Origin of the sequence: Mycolicibacterium psychrotolerans, from assembly GCF_010729305.1 — a bacterium.
GTDB lineage: Bacteria > Actinomycetota > Actinomycetes > Mycobacteriales > Mycobacteriaceae > Mycobacterium > Mycobacterium psychrotolerans.
In genome coordinates this window covers 1511206-1527444 of the sequence record NZ_AP022574.1, presented here as the reverse complement: position 1 = coordinate 1527444, position 16239 = coordinate 1511206, and the positions used below count along the sequence as shown (strand labels likewise).

At 71.2% G+C, this 16239-nt stretch carries 14 protein-coding genes; 8 read left to right on the top strand and 6 right to left on the bottom strand.

The genetic code is table 11. The annotated features are described in order from the left end of the window. Positions 1-34 precede the first annotated feature (34 nt). From tilS to dacB, 3 genes are read right to left on the bottom strand one after another with little or no spacing between them, the layout of a single operon-like run. On the bottom strand, positions 35-1003 hold the full coding sequence (gene tilS / locus G6N45_RS07560; protein WP_163721295.1) for a tRNA lysidine(34) synthetase TilS: 969 nt from the start codon (positions 1001-1003) through the stop codon (positions 35-37). Then, a complete protein-coding gene (locus tag G6N45_RS07555; protein WP_163721293.1) occupies positions 982-2058 on the bottom strand; it encodes an Rv3626c family coenzyme F420 biosynthesis-associated protein in 1077 nt (358 codons plus the stop codon). Before G6N45_RS07555 ends, tilS begins: the two co-directional genes overlap by 22 nt. Beyond that, positions 2055-3425, bottom strand: a complete 1371-nt coding sequence (gene dacB / locus G6N45_RS07550) for a D-alanyl-D-alanine carboxypeptidase/D-alanyl-D-alanine endopeptidase (RefSeq protein ID WP_163721292.1) — start codon at positions 3423-3425, stop codon at positions 2055-2057. The genes G6N45_RS07555 and dacB overlap by 4 nt, the downstream gene beginning before the upstream one ends. A gap of 111 nt (positions 3426-3536) precedes the next feature. Between dacB and G6N45_RS07545 the strand changes: the two genes are divergently transcribed. The 3 genes from G6N45_RS07545 (at position 3537) to G6N45_RS07535 (ending at position 6004) form a co-directional block, all read left to right on the top strand. After that, the gene (locus G6N45_RS07545; protein ID WP_057149380.1) at positions 3537-4025 is read left to right on the top strand and encodes an inorganic diphosphatase; all 489 of its coding nucleotides are present in this window, start codon (positions 3537-3539) and stop codon (positions 4023-4025) included. Positions 4026-4291: 266 nt separating this feature from the next. Continuing rightward, complete coding sequence (locus tag G6N45_RS07540) at positions 4292-4813, top strand: 2-oxo-4-hydroxy-4-carboxy-5-ureidoimidazoline decarboxylase (RefSeq protein ID WP_163721290.1); 522 nt, start codon at positions 4292-4294, stop codon at positions 4811-4813. 27 nt (positions 4814-4840) lie between these two features. Next, the gene (locus G6N45_RS07535; RefSeq protein WP_163721288.1) at positions 4841-6004 is read left to right on the top strand and encodes a serine hydrolase domain-containing protein; all 1164 of its coding nucleotides are present in this window, start codon (positions 4841-4843) and stop codon (positions 6002-6004) included. Here G6N45_RS07535 and G6N45_RS07530 read toward each other — a convergent pair. Next, positions 5986-6396: a hypothetical protein gene (locus G6N45_RS07530; RefSeq protein WP_163721286.1), complete on the bottom strand. Its 411-nt coding sequence runs from the start codon at positions 6394-6396 to the stop codon at positions 5986-5988. The genes G6N45_RS07535 and G6N45_RS07530 overlap by 19 nt on opposite strands. Positions 6397-6462: 66 nt before the next feature. Continuing rightward, complete coding sequence (locus G6N45_RS07525; RefSeq protein ID WP_163721284.1) at positions 6463-7488, bottom strand: TerC family protein; 1026 nt, start codon at positions 7486-7488, stop codon at positions 6463-6465. 226 nt (positions 7489-7714) lie between these two features. Between G6N45_RS07525 and G6N45_RS07520 the strand changes: the two genes are divergently transcribed. The 5 genes from G6N45_RS07520 to G6N45_RS07500 are packed head-to-tail and all read left to right on the top strand — an operon-like array spanning position 7715 to position 15301. After that, positions 7715-11650, top strand: a complete 3936-nt coding sequence (locus G6N45_RS07520) for a Pls/PosA family non-ribosomal peptide synthetase (protein WP_163721282.1) — start codon at positions 7715-7717, stop codon at positions 11648-11650. Further along, positions 11647-12993 carry a M1 family metallopeptidase gene (locus tag G6N45_RS07515; RefSeq protein ID WP_246228913.1) on the top strand — a complete coding sequence of 449 codons (1347 nt, stop codon included), beginning with the start codon at positions 11647-11649 and terminating at the stop codon, positions 12991-12993. The genes G6N45_RS07520 and G6N45_RS07515 overlap by 4 nt, the downstream gene beginning before the upstream one ends. Beyond that, positions 12990-14231, top strand: a complete 1242-nt coding sequence (locus G6N45_RS07510) for a hypothetical protein (RefSeq protein WP_163721280.1) — start codon at positions 12990-12992, stop codon at positions 14229-14231. The genes G6N45_RS07515 and G6N45_RS07510 overlap by 4 nt, the downstream gene beginning before the upstream one ends. A 33-nt stretch (positions 14232-14264) precedes the next feature. Beyond that, positions 14265-14963 (top strand): polyprenyl-phospho-N-acetylgalactosaminyl synthase PpgS, encoded by a 699-nt coding sequence (locus G6N45_RS07505; protein ID WP_163728014.1) that lies wholly within the window; start codon positions 14265-14267, stop codon positions 14961-14963. After that, positions 14960-15301: a DUF2304 domain-containing protein gene (locus G6N45_RS07500; protein ID WP_057149387.1), complete on the top strand. Its 342-nt coding sequence runs from the start codon at positions 14960-14962 to the stop codon at positions 15299-15301. The genes G6N45_RS07505 and G6N45_RS07500 overlap by 4 nt, the downstream gene beginning before the upstream one ends. On the opposite strand, the gene G6N45_RS07495 is transcribed toward G6N45_RS07500, so the two are convergent. Continuing rightward, positions 15298-16236 (bottom strand): GDP-mannose 4,6-dehydratase, encoded by a 939-nt coding sequence (locus tag G6N45_RS07495; protein ID WP_179965287.1) that lies wholly within the window; start codon positions 16234-16236, stop codon positions 15298-15300. The genes G6N45_RS07500 and G6N45_RS07495 overlap by 4 nt on opposite strands. Between the last annotated feature and the right edge of the window lie 3 nt (positions 16237-16239).

Genomic DNA, 16239 nt, shown 5'->3' with positions numbered 1-16239 from the left:
AGCATGCGCAGGCACGCCTAGAGCGTAGCGGTGCTCAGTCGGCCACCGGCTCGCGGTAGAGCGTCAGCGCACCGCCGCGCCGGCCCGCGAACAACCGCTGCCGCGACAACGGGCTCGGCACGGCCACCCCGCCCTGCCCGCGCCACGCGGTGACCAGCGTGTCGACCGCCCGGATCTGCCCGTCGGTCAGGCCGGCCGCGCCGCCGGCCAGTAGCCAGCGCCGGATCACCCGGCGTCTCAGCGCCCCCGGCAGCGACGTGAGCGACGCGACCGGCAGGTCCGCACCGGGATCCAGGCCGGCCGCGACGTCACCGGCGAGACCGTCGAGTGCGTCGTTGTCCTCACGCAGTGCGGTCGCGGTGCGGGCCAGCGCCTCGGCGACGCCGCCGCCGAGGACCTCGTCGAGCGTCGGCAGCACCTCGGTCCGCAACCGCACCCGGGTGTAGCGAGGGTCCGCGTTGTGCGGGTCCTGCCACGGTGTCAGCGCCAGCTCGGCGCACGCGGCGTGGGTGACGCTGCGCCGCACCCCCAGCAGCGGCCGGCACCACGGCGGATCGTGGGGCCGCATGCCCGCGATCGACCGGGAGCCCGATCCGCGGCCCAGGCCGAGCAGCACCGTCTCGGCCTGGTCGTCGAGCGTGTGCCCCAGCAGCACCGGTGCGCCCGCACGGGCATGGTCGAGGGCGGCGTACCGCGCCGTCCGGGCCGCCGCCTCGGGGCCGCCCTCGGTGCCGACGTCCACGCAGAGCGCCTGCGCCGCAACGCATCCCAGCATCAGCGCCTGCTCGCGCGCGGTCGCCGCGACGGTGTGCGAGCCGGCCTGCAGGCGATGGTCGACGATCAGCGCCGTCGTCGGCCTCATCGCGGCGGCGACCGCGGTCAGCGCCAGCGAGTCCGGACCACCGGACAGCGCGACACACCAGCGTTCGCCGTCGACCGCGTGCTCCCCGGTGAACCGGCGCAGCGCCGCGCGCAACTGCGCTACAGCACCCGGTCGATCCATCGCTGCGGCTCGTCGATCTCCGCGGGCAGCGGCAGGGTGTCGGGACCGGTCCAGATCACGTTGAACCGTTCCATGCCCACCGTCGACACCACGTGGTCGACGAAGGCCTTGCCCCGGGTGTACTGGTCCATCTTCGCGTCGACGCCGAGCAGCGCGCGCAGCAGCCGCTGCAGCGGCGGCTGCCGACGGTGCCTGCGCTGGTCGAACCGTCGCCGGATCGTCGCCACCGACGGCACCACGGCAGGCCCGACCGCGTCCATCACATGGTCGGCGTGACCCTCGAGCAGTGTCCCGAGCACCAGCAGCCGGTCAAGGGCCTCGCGCTGCGCATCCGACTGCACAGCCCGCACCAGCCCTAGGATGCCGGCCGAATTGGGTTCTGCCTCTTCGGTGTTGGACCGACGGTCGCGGACGTATTCGGCGAGCCGACCGACGACCTTGGTCATCTCCTCGGCGCTTTCCTCGGTGAGCACCGCGAGCGCGCCGGACATGTGCCCGGCCAGCCAGGGGTTGGCGCGGAACTGCACGCGGTGGGTGACCTCGTGCAGGCACACCCACATCCGGAAGTCGGCGGGGTCGACGCGCAGCTGACGCTCCACGGCGATCACGTTGGGATACACCAGCAGCAGCTCACCACCCCCGCGCTCCTGCCCGCCGTCGCCGAAGGGGTCGTACTGCCCCAGGATCCCCGACGACACGAACGCCAGCACCGCACCCGTCTGCACCCCGGCGATGCGCCCGCTGATGGCACGGGGCTTGGCCGCCGCGTCGTGCCCGCCCGTCATCACCCGCATCGAGTGCGCGGCGGCGCGGATCCAGTCCGGCCGGTTCACGATGCGCGCCTCCGGGATTCCCTCGCCCTCGGCCAGACCGGTCACCTCGCGCACCGGGATCTCCGCCGCGCGCGCCGACTCGGCCAGCTGCGTCACCGCCTGGGTGCGGGTGTAGTCCGTGGCCGGCGGCTCGGGGCGTGCCAGCTTGCCCCCGAACGAGGCGGCCAGGTTCCAGTCCACCGCGTTGCCCACCGAAAAACCATGTCCGCGACGCTGATTCATGTTCGGCACCCGCACGTCCGCAGTGTCGCGGCAAAGGCGTCGAGCGCGGTGCGCCCGTTCGGGCCTGCCTGGTTGGACAGCAGCGCGAACGTGAGCACGCGGCCGCTGGAGTCGGTGACGATGCCGGCCAGCGAGTTGGTGGCGGTCAGGGATCCGGTCTTGGCGCGCAGGTATCCCGCGGCGCCGCGCCCTGCGGAGTCCAGGTAGCGGTTGGACAGCGTGCCGCTGCCCCCGGCGATCGGCAGCAGGTCGAGCAGCGGGCGCAACCGGGGATGGTCGTCGCCGGCGGCGGCGCCCACCACCTCGTCGAGGGTCTCGGCGGTCAGCCGGTCGTCGACCGAAAGCCCGCTGGAATCCAGCAGGCGCGCCGCACCGGTGTCGATCCCGGCGTCGTCCAGCGCGCCGAGCACGGCGCCGGCCGCACCGGCGAAGCTCTGCGGGCGGCCCGTCTCGGCGGCGACCTCGCGGCCGGTCGACTCGGCCATCACGTTGTCCGAGGCGTTCATCATGTCGCGCAGCCGCTGCATCAGCGGCGGTGACTGCACCGACGCGATCTCCCGGCCCCGGGCCGCCGACGGCAGCACCCTGACCGTCGCCGGGTCGGCCCCGAGCGCGACGGCCAGCGCACGGCCGGCGTCGAGTGCCGGAGTGCGCGACCGCCGCGATTCCACGGTGACCGGCTGGGTGCGGCCGCCGTCGAGCATCACCGCCTCCATCGGCGCGATGTCGCCGCCGTCGATGTCGAGCGGGTCCCAGCCGGGCGCCATGGTCGGGCCGCTGTAGGCGCTGACGTCGACCTGCACCGTCCTGACCGTGACCCCGCTGCGCCGCACCTGATCTGCCAGGTCGACGATGCGGGCGGCGTCGCGGTACCAGGTGTCGACCCCGCGCGGGGCGGCCGACAGCGTGGGGTCACCCCCGCCGACGAGCACGACGACGCCGGGCGAGGTGGTCACGACGCGCGTCGTCAGCCGGGCGTCGCGGTCCAGCGTCAGCAGCGCCGCGGCGGTGGTCAGCAGCTTGTTCGTCGAGGCGGGCTGCATCGGCACGTGCGCGCCCTGAGCCCACAGCTCGTCGCCGGTCATCGCGTCGGTGATGCGCCCGGTGAACAGACCGAGGTTCGGATCGGCCAGGACGGGCCTGAGCACGGCGGCGAGCCCGGCCGGTGTCGGCGCGTCGGCGGTGTCGGGCACCGGGACCACTCCCGGATCGGCCGTGGCCGGCGCGGGCGCGGGCTTGACGGCCACGGCCTCGGAGGTCTGTCGGCCGACCAGCAGCGCGGCCGCGGCCACGACGACCACCACCAGCACGGCGACCACCGCCCCCACCACCACATAGGTGGACCGCCGCCATCGAGTGGGCCGCATACTTCCCCTGTCCCTCGATCGGTCGAAAGCCACCCCGCTACAGCAGCGTATCGCTCCGGATTAAGGTGATTCCGCCCCTGTTGATCGCCCGTCACCCGAAGGAGCCTCCCGGTGCAGTTCGACGTTCTCATCGAGATCCCCAAGGGTTCGCGCAACAAGTACGAGGTGGACCACGACACCGGCAGGGTGAAGCTGGACCGCTACCTGTTCACCGCGTTCGGTTATCCGGCGGACTACGGCTACATCGAGGACACCCTCGGCGAGGACGGCGACCCGCTGGACGCGCTCGTGCTGCTGCCCGAGCCGCTGTTCCCCGGATGCATCGTCGAGGCCCGCCCGGTCGGCATGTTCCGGATGACCGACGAGAAGGGCGGCGACGACAAGGTGTTGTGCGTGCTCGCCGACGACCCGCGCTGGGAGCACATCAAGGACCTCAGCGACATCTCGGACTTCGAACTCGACGGCATCAAGCACTTCTTCGTCCACTACAAGGACCTCGAGCCGGGCAAGTTCGTCAAGGCGGCCGACTGGGTGGGTCGTGAAGAGGCCGAGGCCGAGGTGAACCGGTCGATCGAGAGGTTCAAGACCGAGGGGCACTGAGGCCGACGATCAAGCGGCAAGGAACGAGCCGCGTTGAGGAGGCCGACCAAAGGGCACTGAGGCCGACGATCAAGCGGCGAGGAACGAGCCGCGTTGAGGAGGCCGACCAAGGGGCACCGAGGGAGGGTGGCGAGATCCACCTTTTGCAGCAGAAGTGCGAGTAAGTCGCTACAAAAAGTGGATCTCGTGCGGGGGCCGCCGCGGGAATTAGCGTGCCCGTAACACGGCGTAACGCCGCCGTTCCCTGAAGACCCGATCATTGCGGTGTGCTGCTGCATCAGGGGATCGGGCTCGAGGCATTCAATGCGATGCCGATGCGCCGCGCCGTGCACGCGGTCTACGAATGCTGCTACAGCGTCCCGCTGGCCGCCGACCTGGCCCGGCAGCGTCCCTTCGACAGTCACGACCAGCTGTTCCGCTGCGCCGACTCGCTGCTGTTCGCACTCGCCGAGGACTCGATCGACTCGATCCTGCAGGCCTACCCGGACGTCGGTCGGCGCCCCGGCAGCGAGAAGTGCAAGGCCGAGCAGTGCGCGATCAGCGACGAGCGCCCGGAGATGATGGCCCAGCTGGCCGCGGCGTCCAAGGCGTACCTCGACCACTTCGGGTTCGGCTTCGTGATGTTCGTCAACGGCTACCGCGCTGACGACGTGCTCGCCACGCTGCGCGACCGGATGCTCAACGACTACGAGACCGAACGCAAGATCGTGCGCAACGAACTCGCCCGGATCAACCGCACCCGGCTGGAACGCATGCTCGGCCCGGAGGGCGGCTACGACAACTGGTGACAACTGGTGACCGCTTAGGCTCGGCCCATGAGTGGTGCCGTGCAGGGTCGCTGGGACCGGCGGTTCGACCGCCTCGCCGAGGCGCTGGCCACCGAGCTCGCCACCGGTGAGGAGCTCGGCGCATCGATCGCGGTCGACGTCGACGGCGAGCTCGTCGCCGACCTGTGGGGCGGCTCCGCAGATCGCGCGAAAACCGTTGACTGGCAACAGGATACGATCGTCAATTTCTGGTCGTGCACCAAGACGCTGACCGCGTTGGCGGCGCTGATCCTCGTCGACCGCGGCCAGCTGGATCCTTTCGCGCCGGTCGCGTCGTACTGGCCGGAGTTCGCCGCCAACGGCAAGGACGCGATAGAGGTGCGCCACCTGCTCTCGCACACCTCCGGGGTGTCGGGGTGGCAGGTGCCCTTCGACGTCGAGCAGATCTACGACTGGGAGGGTGCGACGGCCCACCTGGCGAACCAGGCCCCGTGGTGGCCGCCGGGCACCGCGTCGGGCTACCACGCGATGAACTACGGCCACCTGATCGGCGAGCTGATCCGCCGGATCACCGGCGTCACGCTGAAGGACTTCGTGCGCGACGAGATCGCGGGCCCGCTGGGCGCCGACGTCCAGATCGGCGCGCACGAAGCGGACGAACCGCGGATCGCGCAGCTCGTCGCGCCGCCGCCGCGCGACCGCGGGCTTGACCGGTTGCCTCCCGATCACCCCGCGGTCAAGACGTTCGCGGCCTTCCCGCCCGGCGCGTATGGCGTCACGGTCGCCGAGACGGCGCGATGGCGGCAGGCCGACATCGGCGGCGCCAACGGGCACGGCAACGCGCGCGGGTTGGTGCGGGCGCTGCGGGCGATCTCGCTGGGCGGCGGCGTCGACGGCATGCGGCTGCTGTCTTCCGGCACGGTCGACCTGATCTTCGCCGAGCAGTCCCGCGGCACCGACCTGGTGCTCGGGGTGCCGCTGCGCTTCGGCATCGGCTTCGGGCTGTCCACACCCGAGAGCGTGCGCGCCGTGCCCGCCGGCCGGGTGTGCTGGTGGGGCGGCTGGGGCGGCTCGCTGGTGGTGATGGACCTCGACCGACGCGCGACGTTCGCCTACGTCATGAACAAGATGGGGCAGGGCACGACGGGCACCGCCCGGTCACAGCGGTACGCCCGGCTGATCGACGAGGCGCTTCAGGACGCGCGGGCCTGACCGCGGGACGCGAGCGCGCGCAGCACGTCACGCCCGATCCGGCCGAGGTCCTGGCGGTCCGACGCCGCGATCAGCGTCACCCCGTCGGCCACGCCCGCCGACTCGATGTCTCCGATGAGACCCACCAGGCCGGCCACCGTGCCGGCGTAGCGGATCGTGTCACCGGCCAGGCCGGTCTGCGCAGCGGCCTCGAACGCGCTGCGCGCCGACCGGAAGTCACCGGCGACGGCGACGGTCACGTCCAGGATCACCGCGAGGTCCTCCTGGCCCGACCGGATGCGGGCCCGGACCCGTCGCGCGCGCTGCAGGTCGGGCGCCGCAAACCGGATGATCGGCTGGTGGCCGTCGGTGAGCTCGCTGACACCCGCGTCGTCGGAGAGGAAAAGCCGCACCCGGCCACGCTAGCCAGCGCCGGAAGCCGCGGCACCCGTTGCGATCAGCGCGAGCACAACGAAATGTCAGCGCGTCGTGTCGGCCGCCGGGTCCGGGTTCTCCTGCTGCGCCTCGTCCTCGCCCTTGCGCACGTCGTGCACCCGCGTCTTGTACAAACTCGCCGCCGTGGTGATCAGCAGCGTCACCACGATGACGCCCAGCGAGGCCAGCGTCGGGATCTCCGGCACCGGCACGGGCTCGCCGCCGTTGATGAACGGCAACTCGTTCTCGTGCAGTGCGTGCAGCAGCAGCTTGACGCCGATGAAGCCGAGGATGAACGCCAGCCCCTGCGACAGGTACACCAGCCGCTTGAGCAGGTCACCGAGCAGGAAGTACAGCTGGCGCAGGCCCATCAGCGCGAACACGTTGGCGGTGAACACCAGATAGGGCTCGCGGGTCAGCCCGTAGATCGCGGGGATCGAGTCGAGCGCGAACAGCAGGTCGGTGGTGCCCAGCGCGACGATGACCAGGAACATCGGGGTCATCAGCCGCGAGCCGTTCTCCTTCACCCACAGCTTGAGCCCGTCCCACTGGTCGGTGAACTTCAGGTGTTTCTGCGCGAACCGCACCACGCCGTTCTCGGCGTCGTCGTCATGGTCGGTGTCGCGGACCAGCTTCAGCGCGGTGTACACCAGGAACGCGCCGAACAGGTAGAACACCCAGCTGAACTGCTCGATGGCCACCGCGCCGAGCGCGATGAAGATGCCGCGGAAGATCAGCGCCAGGATGATGCCGACGAGCAGTGCCTGCTGCTGGTAGACCCTCGGCACCTTGAAGCTGGCCATGATGATCAGGAAGATGAACAGGTTGTCGACCGACAGGCTGTACTCGGTGAGCCAGCCGGCGAAGAACTCGATGCCGAACTGGCTGCCGTGGAAGAACCAGGTCCACAGGCCGAACGCGATGGCCAGGCTGACGTAGACGGTCAGTGCGATTCCCGTCTCGCGGCGGGACGGCTCGTGGGGGCGGCGCCCGATCACGATCACATCGAAGAGCAGGATCGCGATGGTCACGCTGAGCGTGATGCCCCACTCGAGTGCACTGACGTTCATCAAACCTCCGGTCGTCGTTCAACGCCGGAGGTCTCTTCCACCGCCACCGTCACCGGTGGTCGGCCCACAGCACCGGTCGTCCGGTCACGGACGACGTGATGACGACACTGTGGCGAAGGAATACTCCCCTCCAAGCCGGTCATTCTGCCAGTCGGGCCGCCGACACGCGAAATGGACAGCCGCCCGACGGCGAGTAGTGGCTTCGCGCAGTGAGTAGTTTGTACCCGTGACAGCAGCGGATCCAACCTCCGAGATCCCCGGTCAGTACCTGCTGTCGTCGCTCGCTCCGCAGCCGCGCACTCTGATCGACATCCTCTACGAGACCGCGCGGCGCTATCCCGACGCGACCGCGCTCGACGACGGCACCGTCCAGCTCACCTACGCCGAGCTGATCGCCGATGTCGAGGACAGCGTGGCCTGGCTCGCGGCGCGCGGGATCGGCCGCGGGGACCGCATCGGGATCCGGATGCCGTCGGGCAGCTACGCGCTCTACGTCGCGATCCTGGCGACACTGGCCACCGGCGCGGCCTACGTACCGGTCGATGCCGACGACCCGCCCGAGCGCGCCGAGCTGGTGTTCACCGAGGCCGACGTCGTCGGCGTGATCACCGAGCGCGGCCTGGTCCGCGGTCCCGGATCCTCGCGCGGCTGGCGCGCGACCGCACCGCTGAGCCGCGACGACGCGTGGATCATCTTCACCTCGGGCTCGACCGGCACCCCGAAGGGTGTCGCGGTCACCCACCGCAACGCCGCGGCGTTCGTCGACGCCGAAGCCGAGATGTTCCTGCAAGGCAATCCGCTCGGGCCGGGCGACCGGGTGCTGGCCGGTCTGTCGGTGGCCTTCGACGCGTCGTGCGAGGAGATGTGGCTGGCGTGGCGGCACGGCGCCTGCCTGGTGCCCGCGCCGAGGTCGCTGGTGCGCAGCGGCATGGATTTGGGCCCGTGGCTGGTGTCCCGGGACATCACGGTGGTTTCGACGGTGCCGACGCTGGCGTCGCTGTGGCCGGCCGAGGCGCTTGAGGCGGTGCGCCTGCTGATCTTCGGCGGTGAGGCGTGCCCGCCGGAGTTGGCCGAGCGGCTCGCGGTCGAGGGCCGGGAGGTCTGGAACACCTACGGCCCGACCGAGGCGACGGTGGTGGCGTGCGCGGCGCGGCTGACCGGGTCCGGCGGGCAGGTGAGTATCGGGCTGCCGCTGGCCGGGTGGGACCTGGCCGTCGTCGATGCCGCGGGGAATCCGGTGCGGATCGGTGAGGTCGGTGAGCTCGTCATCGGCGGGGTGGGGCTGGCGCGCTACCTCGACCCGGAGAAGGACGCCGAGAAGTACGCCGCTCTACCCTCTCTGAGCCCACACGGCTCTTGGAGCCGCGCCTACCGCAGCGGTGATCTGGTGCGGCTGGAAGCCGACGGGCTGTACTTCGTCGGACGGGCCGACGACCAGGTGAAGGTCGGCGGCAGGCGCATCGAACTCGGTGAGGTCGACACCGCGCTGGTGCATCTGCCGGGGGTGAGCGGCGGCGCCGCCGCGGTGCGGCGCAGCGCCAGCGGGACGCCGCTGCTGGTCGGGTACGTCGTCGTCGCGCCGGGCGCGGCGTTCGATCTCGGCGCGGCCCGGTCCCGGCTGGCGGAGTCGCTGCCCGCCGCGCTGGTGCCGCGGCTGGTCGTCGTCGACGTGCTGCCCACCCGCACGTCGGGCAAGGTGGACCGCGACGCACTGCCGTGGCCCGTCGGCCCCGCCGAGGACGACGCCGCCGACCTCGGCGGCACGCTGGGCTGGCTGGCCGGGCTGTGGCGCGACGTGCTGGCGGCCCCGATCGACGGTCCGCAGGCCGACTTCTTCGCTCTCGGCGGCGGCTCGCTGTCGGCGGCCCAGCTGATCGCCGCGCTGCGGCAGCGCTACCCCCAGGTGACCGTCGCCGACCTCTACGACCATCCGCGGCTTGGCTCGCTGGCCGGCTATCTCGAGGAACTCGAACCGCCCCCGGCCGTCGAGACACGGGAGGTGAAGCCCGTCTCGCGCCTGACCCAGGTGGCGCAGGTGGCGTTGACGGTGCCGCTGGCGACCCTGACCGGCATGCAGTGGGTGGTGTGGCTGGCGATCGCGAACAACATCGCCGCCGCGCTGTCGCTGGTGCCGTGGGCGTGGCCGCTCAGCTGGTGGTGGATTCTCGTCGGGTTCTTGCTGTTCGTCTCCCCGCCGGGACGGATGGGCATCGCGGTGCTGGGGGCCCGTATCCTCGCCGGCACACTGCAGCCGGGCACCTACCGGCGCGGCGGCTCGGTGCACCTGCGGGTGTGGCTGGCCGAACGCCTTGCCGAGGCCAGCGGCGCCGAGAACATGGCCGGCGCGCCCTGGCTGGTGTATTACGCCCGCGCACTGGGCAATTCGGTCGGCACGGGGGTCGATCTGCATTCCGCGCCGCCGGTGACGGGGATGCTGACGCTCGGGCACCGGTGCTCCATCGAACCCGAGGTCGACCTGACCGGGCACTGGATCGACGGCGACCAGTTCCATCTCGGGCCCATCACCGTCGGCAACGACGCGACCATCGGCGCGCGCACGACGCTGCTGCCCGGCGCGGTGGTCGGCAAGAACGCCGATGTGGCGCCCGGCTCCGGCGTGGTGGGGAAGGTCAAGAACCGGCAGTACTGGAAGGGCTCGCCGGCGGTGAAGTCCGGCAAGGCCAAGCATCCGTGGCCCGACCACCGTCCGCCGCGGTCTCCGCTGTGGGTGGCGGTGTACGGCGTGACGTCGGTGCTGCTGGGCGCGCTGCCGCTGGCGGCGCTGGCGGTGGGCCTGGCCGTGGTCGGCTGGGGGGTGCGCGGGACGGCGACGCTGGGCGAGGCGGTGCTGCCCGCGCTGGCGTGGAGCGTCCCGGCCACCGCCGCGGCGCTGGTGGTGTACGCGGCGCTGATGGTGCTCGGTGTGCGGGTGCTGTCGCTGGGTCTGCGCGAGGGCTACCACCCGGTGCGCAGCCGGTCGGGCTGGCAGCTGTGGGCCACCGAACGGTTGATGGACGGCGCCCGCAACTACCTGTTCCCGATCTACGCGGGCCTGCTGACGCCGTGGTGGCTGCGCCTGCTGGGCGCCCGTATCGGCAAGGGCACCGAGATCTCCACGGCGCTGCTGATCCCGAAGTTCACCGTGGTCGAGGACAGCGCGTTCCTGGCCGACGACACCATGGTGGCCTCCTACGAACTGGGCGGCGGCTGGATCCACGTGGCGCGGGCGACGGTCGGAAAGCGGGCGTTCCTCGGTAACTCGGGGATCACCCAGCCCGGCCGCCGGGTGCCCGACGACGGCCTGGTGGCGGTGCTGTCGGCGACGCCGCACAAGGCCAAGGCGGGTTCGTCGTGGCTGGGCAGCCCGCCGATGCGGCTGCGGCGGCAGCCGACCGCGGCCGACGCCCTGCGCACGTTCCATCCCTCGGCGCGACTGCGTGCGCTGCGGGCCACCGTCGAGACGTTCCGGTTCGTGCCCGTCGTCGTCACGTTCGCGATCGGCGTCGGCGTGCTGCTGGCCGCGCAGTCCCTGGTGCTGACGCTCGGCTGGCTGGGCGCCGCCTGCCTGACGGGCTTGGTGCTGCTGGCGGCCGGGGCCGTGGCCGGCGGGATCGCGGTGGTGGCGAAATGGCTTCTGGTGGGCCGGATCACCGCGATCGAACACCCGCTGTGGTCGTCGTTCGTGTGGCGCAACGAAGTGTCGGACACGTTCGTCGAGACCGTCGCGGCGCCGTGGTTCGCCCGGGCCGCCACGGGTACCCCGGTGATGAATGTGTGGCTGCGCGCGCTGGGCGCCAAGATCGGACGCGGGGTGTGGTGTGAGACGTACTGGCTGCCCGAGGCCGACTTGGTGACTCTGGCCGACGGCGCGACGGTCAACCGCGGCTGCGTCGTACAGACGCACCTGTTCCACGACCGGATCATGCGGATGGACACCGTCGTCATCGAGCGCGGCGCCACCCTCGGACCGCACTGCGTGGCGCTGCCTGCCGCGCGGCTGGGCGCCGGCGCCACCGTCGGGCCCGCGTCGCTGGTGGTGCGCGGTGACGAGGTGCCCGCCTCGACCCGCTGGCAGGGCAATCCGATCGCGCCGTGGCTGCCGTCGCGCAAGAAGCGCGGCGACGCCGCGGGCCCGAAGACGAAGAAGCCCGCGGCCGCGTGAGAGCACGCAAACGGGTGGCCAAGAAGGGGTCGCCGCCGGTCATCGATCCGTACCTGCCCGCCACCGGCAACTTCGGCTACCGGGTCTCCCGCTACGAACTCGACCTCGAGTACAAGGTCGCGATCAACCGGCTGGCCGGGGCAGCCACCATCACCGCGGTCACGCTCGCCGAATTGGGGACCTTCACGCTCGACCTGTCCGACGCACTCTCGGTGTCGAAGGTCACGGTCAACGGCAAGCGGCCGGCGCACTTCCGCACCTCCGGCGCCAAGCTGCACATCAGCCTCACCGACCGGTTGCCCGCGGGCGCGGCGATGACGGTCGCGGTGCGCTACGCCGGCACGCCGCGGCCCATCCGGTCCCTGTGGGGCGAGGTGGGTTTCGAGGAGCTCACCGAGGGCGCGCTGGTCGCCGGGCAGCCCAACGGGGCGTCGTCGTGGTTCCCGTGCGACGACCATCCGAGCGCCAAGGCCAGCTTCCGCATCCAGATCAGCACGGAGAGCCCGTATTTCGCGCTGGCCAACGGCAAGCTGCTGAACCGGCGCGCCCGGGCCGGGATGACGACGTGGGTGTACGAGCAGCCCGAACCCACCTCGACGTACCTGATCACGCTGCAGATCGGCATGTACGAGCGCCACCGCCTGGCCAAGAACGGCGTCGAGATCCACGCCGTGGCGCCCGAGCGACTGCGCCGGGAGATCGACCACGACTTCGGCCGCCAGGGCCAGATGATGAAGCTGTTCGTCAAACTGTTCGGCCCGTATCCGTTGGACTCCGGTTACACCGTGGTGGTGACCGACGACGACCTCGAGATTCCCCTCGAGGCACAAGGCATTTCGATCTTCGGCGCGAACCACTGCGACGGGGAACGTGGCGCCGAGCGGTTGATCGCCCACGAGCTGGCCCACCAATGGTTCGGCAACTCGGTCACCGTGCAGCGCTGGCGCCACATCTGGTTGCACGAGGGCTTCGCGTGCTACGCCGAATGGCTGTGGTCCGAACACTGCGGCGAAGAGAGCGCCGACGAACTCGCCCGGCACTATCACCAGCGGCTGACGAACTCGGCGCAGGATCTGGTGCTCGCCGACCCCGGGCCGCGCGACATGTTCGACGACCGCGTCTACAAGCGTGGCGCGCTCACGCTGCACGCGCTGCGCAAAAGCCTGGGCGACAAGGACTTCTTCGCGCTGCTCAAGGAGTGGACCACGCGCTACCGGCACGCCAGCGTGGTGACCGACGACTTCATCGGGCTGGCGGCCCGCTACGCCGACGAGTCGCTGCGGCCGCTGTGGGCGGCGTGGCTGTACTCGACCGACGTCCCGCCACTGGACCACCCGTCGTGACCGACGCCGCGGCGGGTCCGGGCGCGGTCACGCGGGGCAGCGTCGTGCGGGTCGGCGCGGCGACGGCGGTGTCCGCGCTGTGCGGGTACGCGGTGCTCTACCTGGCCGCACGTGACCTCGAACCCGCCGGGTTCTCCGTGTTCGGCGTGTTCTGGGGGGCGTTCGGGCTGGCCAGCGGCGCCGCGTTCGGGTTGCTGCAGGAGACCACCCGCGAGGTCCGGCAAGCCGCTTCGGGGGATGACGCCGGGCCGCGCACCAGGCCGGTGCGGGTCGCGATCGGCGTCGGGATCGGCGCGGCGGCGGTGATCGCCGCGACCTCGCCGCTGTGGGCGGGGCACGTGTTCGCCGAGGCCCGCCTGCTCAGCGTGCTCCTGCTGGCCGTGGGGCTGGCCGGGTTCTGTCTGCACACCACGCTGCTGGGACTGCTCGCCGGGCTGGACCGGTGGTCGGAGTACGGGGCGCTCATGGTGGCCGACGCGCTGCTGCGCGTCGCGGTCGCGGCGGGCAGCTTCCTGCTGGGCTGGGGACTGGGCGGCTACCTGTGGGCGACCGTGGCCGGCTCGATCGGCTGGTTGCTGATGCTGGTCGCGTCGCCGGTCACCCGCGCCGCGGCGCGGCTGTCCACGCCCGGGGGCACGGTGACGTTCCTGCGCGGGGCGGGCCATTCGATCGCCGCCGCCGGCGCCAGCGCGGTGCTGGTGATGGGTTTCCCGGTGCTGCTCAAGGCCACCTCGGGCGATCTCGGGGCCGCGGGCGGTGTGGTGATCCTGGCCGTCACGCTGACCCGCGCCCCGCTGCTGGTCCCACTGACCGCGATGCAGGGCAATCTGATCGCGCACTTCGTCGACCAGCGCGCTCACCGGCTCCGGGCGTTGATCACCCCGGCGGCGGTCGTGGTGGCGCTGGGCGTGGCCGGGGTCGCGCTGGCGGCCGCGTTCGGACCGTGGCTGCTGCGCGAAGGCTTCGGTGACGACTACGTCGCCGACGGCGCGCTGCTGGGCTGGCTGACCGCGGCGGCCGTGGCGATCGCGCTGCTGACGCTGACCGGTGCGGCCGCCGTGGCCGCGGCGCTGCACCGCGCGTACGCGGTCGGGTGGATGTCGGCGACGGTCGCCTCGGCGTTGCTGCTCGCGCTGCCGCTGGATCTTCAGGTGCGCACCGTCGTCGCGCTGCTGTGCGGACCGCTGCTCGGCATCGCCGTGCACCTGGCCGCCCTTGCCAGAATTCCGACCGTCTGAGCGTGTACTTTGTTGCGCATCGACACCTCGGACATGCGCTACCGCGACGTGTGGGTCGTCATCCCGGCCTTTCACGAAGCGACCGTCATCGGCGACGTCATCACTGACGTGCGCTCGGTGTTCGCACACGTCGTCTGCGTCGACGACGGCAGCGAGGACGGCACCGGGGACGCGGCCCTGCAAGCCGGTGCGCACGTCGTCACCCACCCGGTCAATCTCGGGCAGGGCGCGGCGATCCAGACCGGCGTGGAATACGCCCGCCACCAGCCGGGTGCCGAGGTGTTCGCCACCTTCGACGCCGACGGGCAGCACCGGGTCGCCGACGTGGTGACGATGATCGAGCGGCTGCGCGCGGGCTCCCCCGAAACACGGCCGGATCTGGTGGTGGGCACCCGTTTCGCCGGGGCCGGCACGCAGACGCCGCTGCTGAAACGGTGGGTGCTCAAGACCGTGGCGCGGGTCGGCCGGCGCAACCGCGAGCTCGGTCTGACCGACGCCCACAACGGACTGCGGGTGTTCGGCCGGCGCGTCGCCGACGAGCTCGACCTCACGATCAGCGGCATGGGACACGCCAGCGAGTTCATCGCGTTGGCTCACGAAAAGCATTGGCGGGTGGCCGAAGTGCCGGTCGACATCCTCTACACCGACTACTCGAAGGCGAAGGGCCAGCCGCTGCTCAACGGCGTCAACATCGTCTTCGACGGTCTGCTGCGCAGAAGGACGACACGATGAACTGGATCCAGGTGCTGTTGATCGCCTCGGTGCTGGTGCTGCTGGTCTACCTGCTGCGCTCCCGCGGCAGTGCCCGCAGCAAGGCGTGGGTGAAGGTCGGTTACGTGCTGTTCGTGATCACGGGCATCTATGCGATCCTGCGGCCCGACGACACCACCGTGGTCGCGAATTGGCTCGGCGTGGACCGCGGAACGGACCTGCTGGAGTACGTGCTGATCATCGCGTTCGCCTTCACCACGCTGTCGACCTACATGCGCTTCAAGGACATCGAGCTCAAGTACACCCGGCTCGCCCGTGCGGTGGCGCTGCAGAACGCGCGGGTGCCCGACCAGCCCTAACCGTTGGCCCGGAAGTAGTCCACGGTCCTGGCCACCCCGTCGCTCAGCGCGACCGTCGGTCGCCACCCCAGCACCGACCCTGCGCGGCTGCTGTCCAGGCAGGAGCGGCGCACGTCACCGAGCCGCGGCGGCTGGAACTCCGGCTCGTCGGGCGCGCCGGCCGCCGTCGCGATCTCCGAATGCAGTTGCCGCGTCGAGGTTTCCACGCCGGTGCCGATGTTGAACCGCTGCCCTCCCCCGGCCTCGCCGGACGCGCGCACGAACGCGTCGACGACGTCGTCGACGAACACGTAGTCGCGGGTGTCGCTGCCGTCGCCGAAGATCTTCGTCGGCCGGCCGGCCAGCAGCGCGCGGGAGAAGATGGCGACCACGCCGGCCTCACCGTGCGGATCCTGACGCGGGCCGTAGACGTTGGCGGGCGCGATGTGGCTGCAGTCCATGCCGTAGAGGTTGCGGAACATGCCGAAGTACACCTCGCCGCACACCTTGCTGGCCGCATACGGCGACGCCGGGTCGAGCGGATTGTTCTCGTCGGTGGGATAGGCCGGCGGAACGCCGTAGACCGATCCGCCCGACGACGTGTGCACGACCTTGCGGACGCCGGCGCGGCGGGCGGCCTCGGCGAGGCGCACAGTGCCCACCACGTTGACGCTGGAGTCGAACACCGGTTCGGTGACCGAGCGGCTGACCGAGATCTGCGCGGCGAGGTGGAACACCACCTCGGGCTTCACGTCCTCGAGCAGACCGATCAGGTCGGCCTCGACGATGTCGGCCTTGACGAATTCGAAGTCGTCGGAGCGCTCCGCCTGCCCGAGGTTCTCGCTGCGCCCGGAGCTGAGGTCGTCGAGGCCCACCACCGCATGCCCGTCGGCGAGCAACCTGTCGACCAGCGTCGACCCGATGAAACCGGCTGCCCCCGTGACCAGTGTGCGCACGGG

What these genes read in the sequence shown, in the direction of transcription:
- tilS (WP_163721295.1), bottom strand. Translation starts at nt 1,003, where the DNA reads ATGGATCGACCGGGTGCTGTAGCGCAGTTGCGCGCGGCGCTGCGCCGG.
- G6N45_RS07555 (WP_163721293.1), bottom strand. Translation starts at nt 2,058, where the DNA reads ATGAATCAGCGTCGCGGACATGGTTTTTCGGTGGGCAACGCGGTGGAC.
- dacB (WP_163721292.1), bottom strand. Translation starts at nt 3,425, where the DNA reads ATGCGGCCCACTCGATGGCGGCGGTCCACCTATGTGGTGGTGGGGGCG.
- G6N45_RS07535 (WP_163721288.1), top strand. Translation starts at nt 4,841, where the DNA reads ATGAGTGGTGCCGTGCAGGGTCGCTGGGACCGGCGGTTCGACCGCCTC.
- G6N45_RS07525 (WP_163721284.1), bottom strand. Translation starts at nt 7,488, where the DNA reads ATGAACGTCAGTGCACTCGAGTGGGGCATCACGCTCAGCGTGACCATC.
- G6N45_RS07505 (WP_163728014.1), top strand. Translation starts at nt 14,265, where the DNA reads ATGCGCTACCGCGACGTGTGGGTCGTCATCCCGGCCTTTCACGAAGCG.
- G6N45_RS07500 (WP_057149387.1), top strand. Translation starts at nt 14,960, where the DNA reads ATGAACTGGATCCAGGTGCTGTTGATCGCCTCGGTGCTGGTGCTGCTG.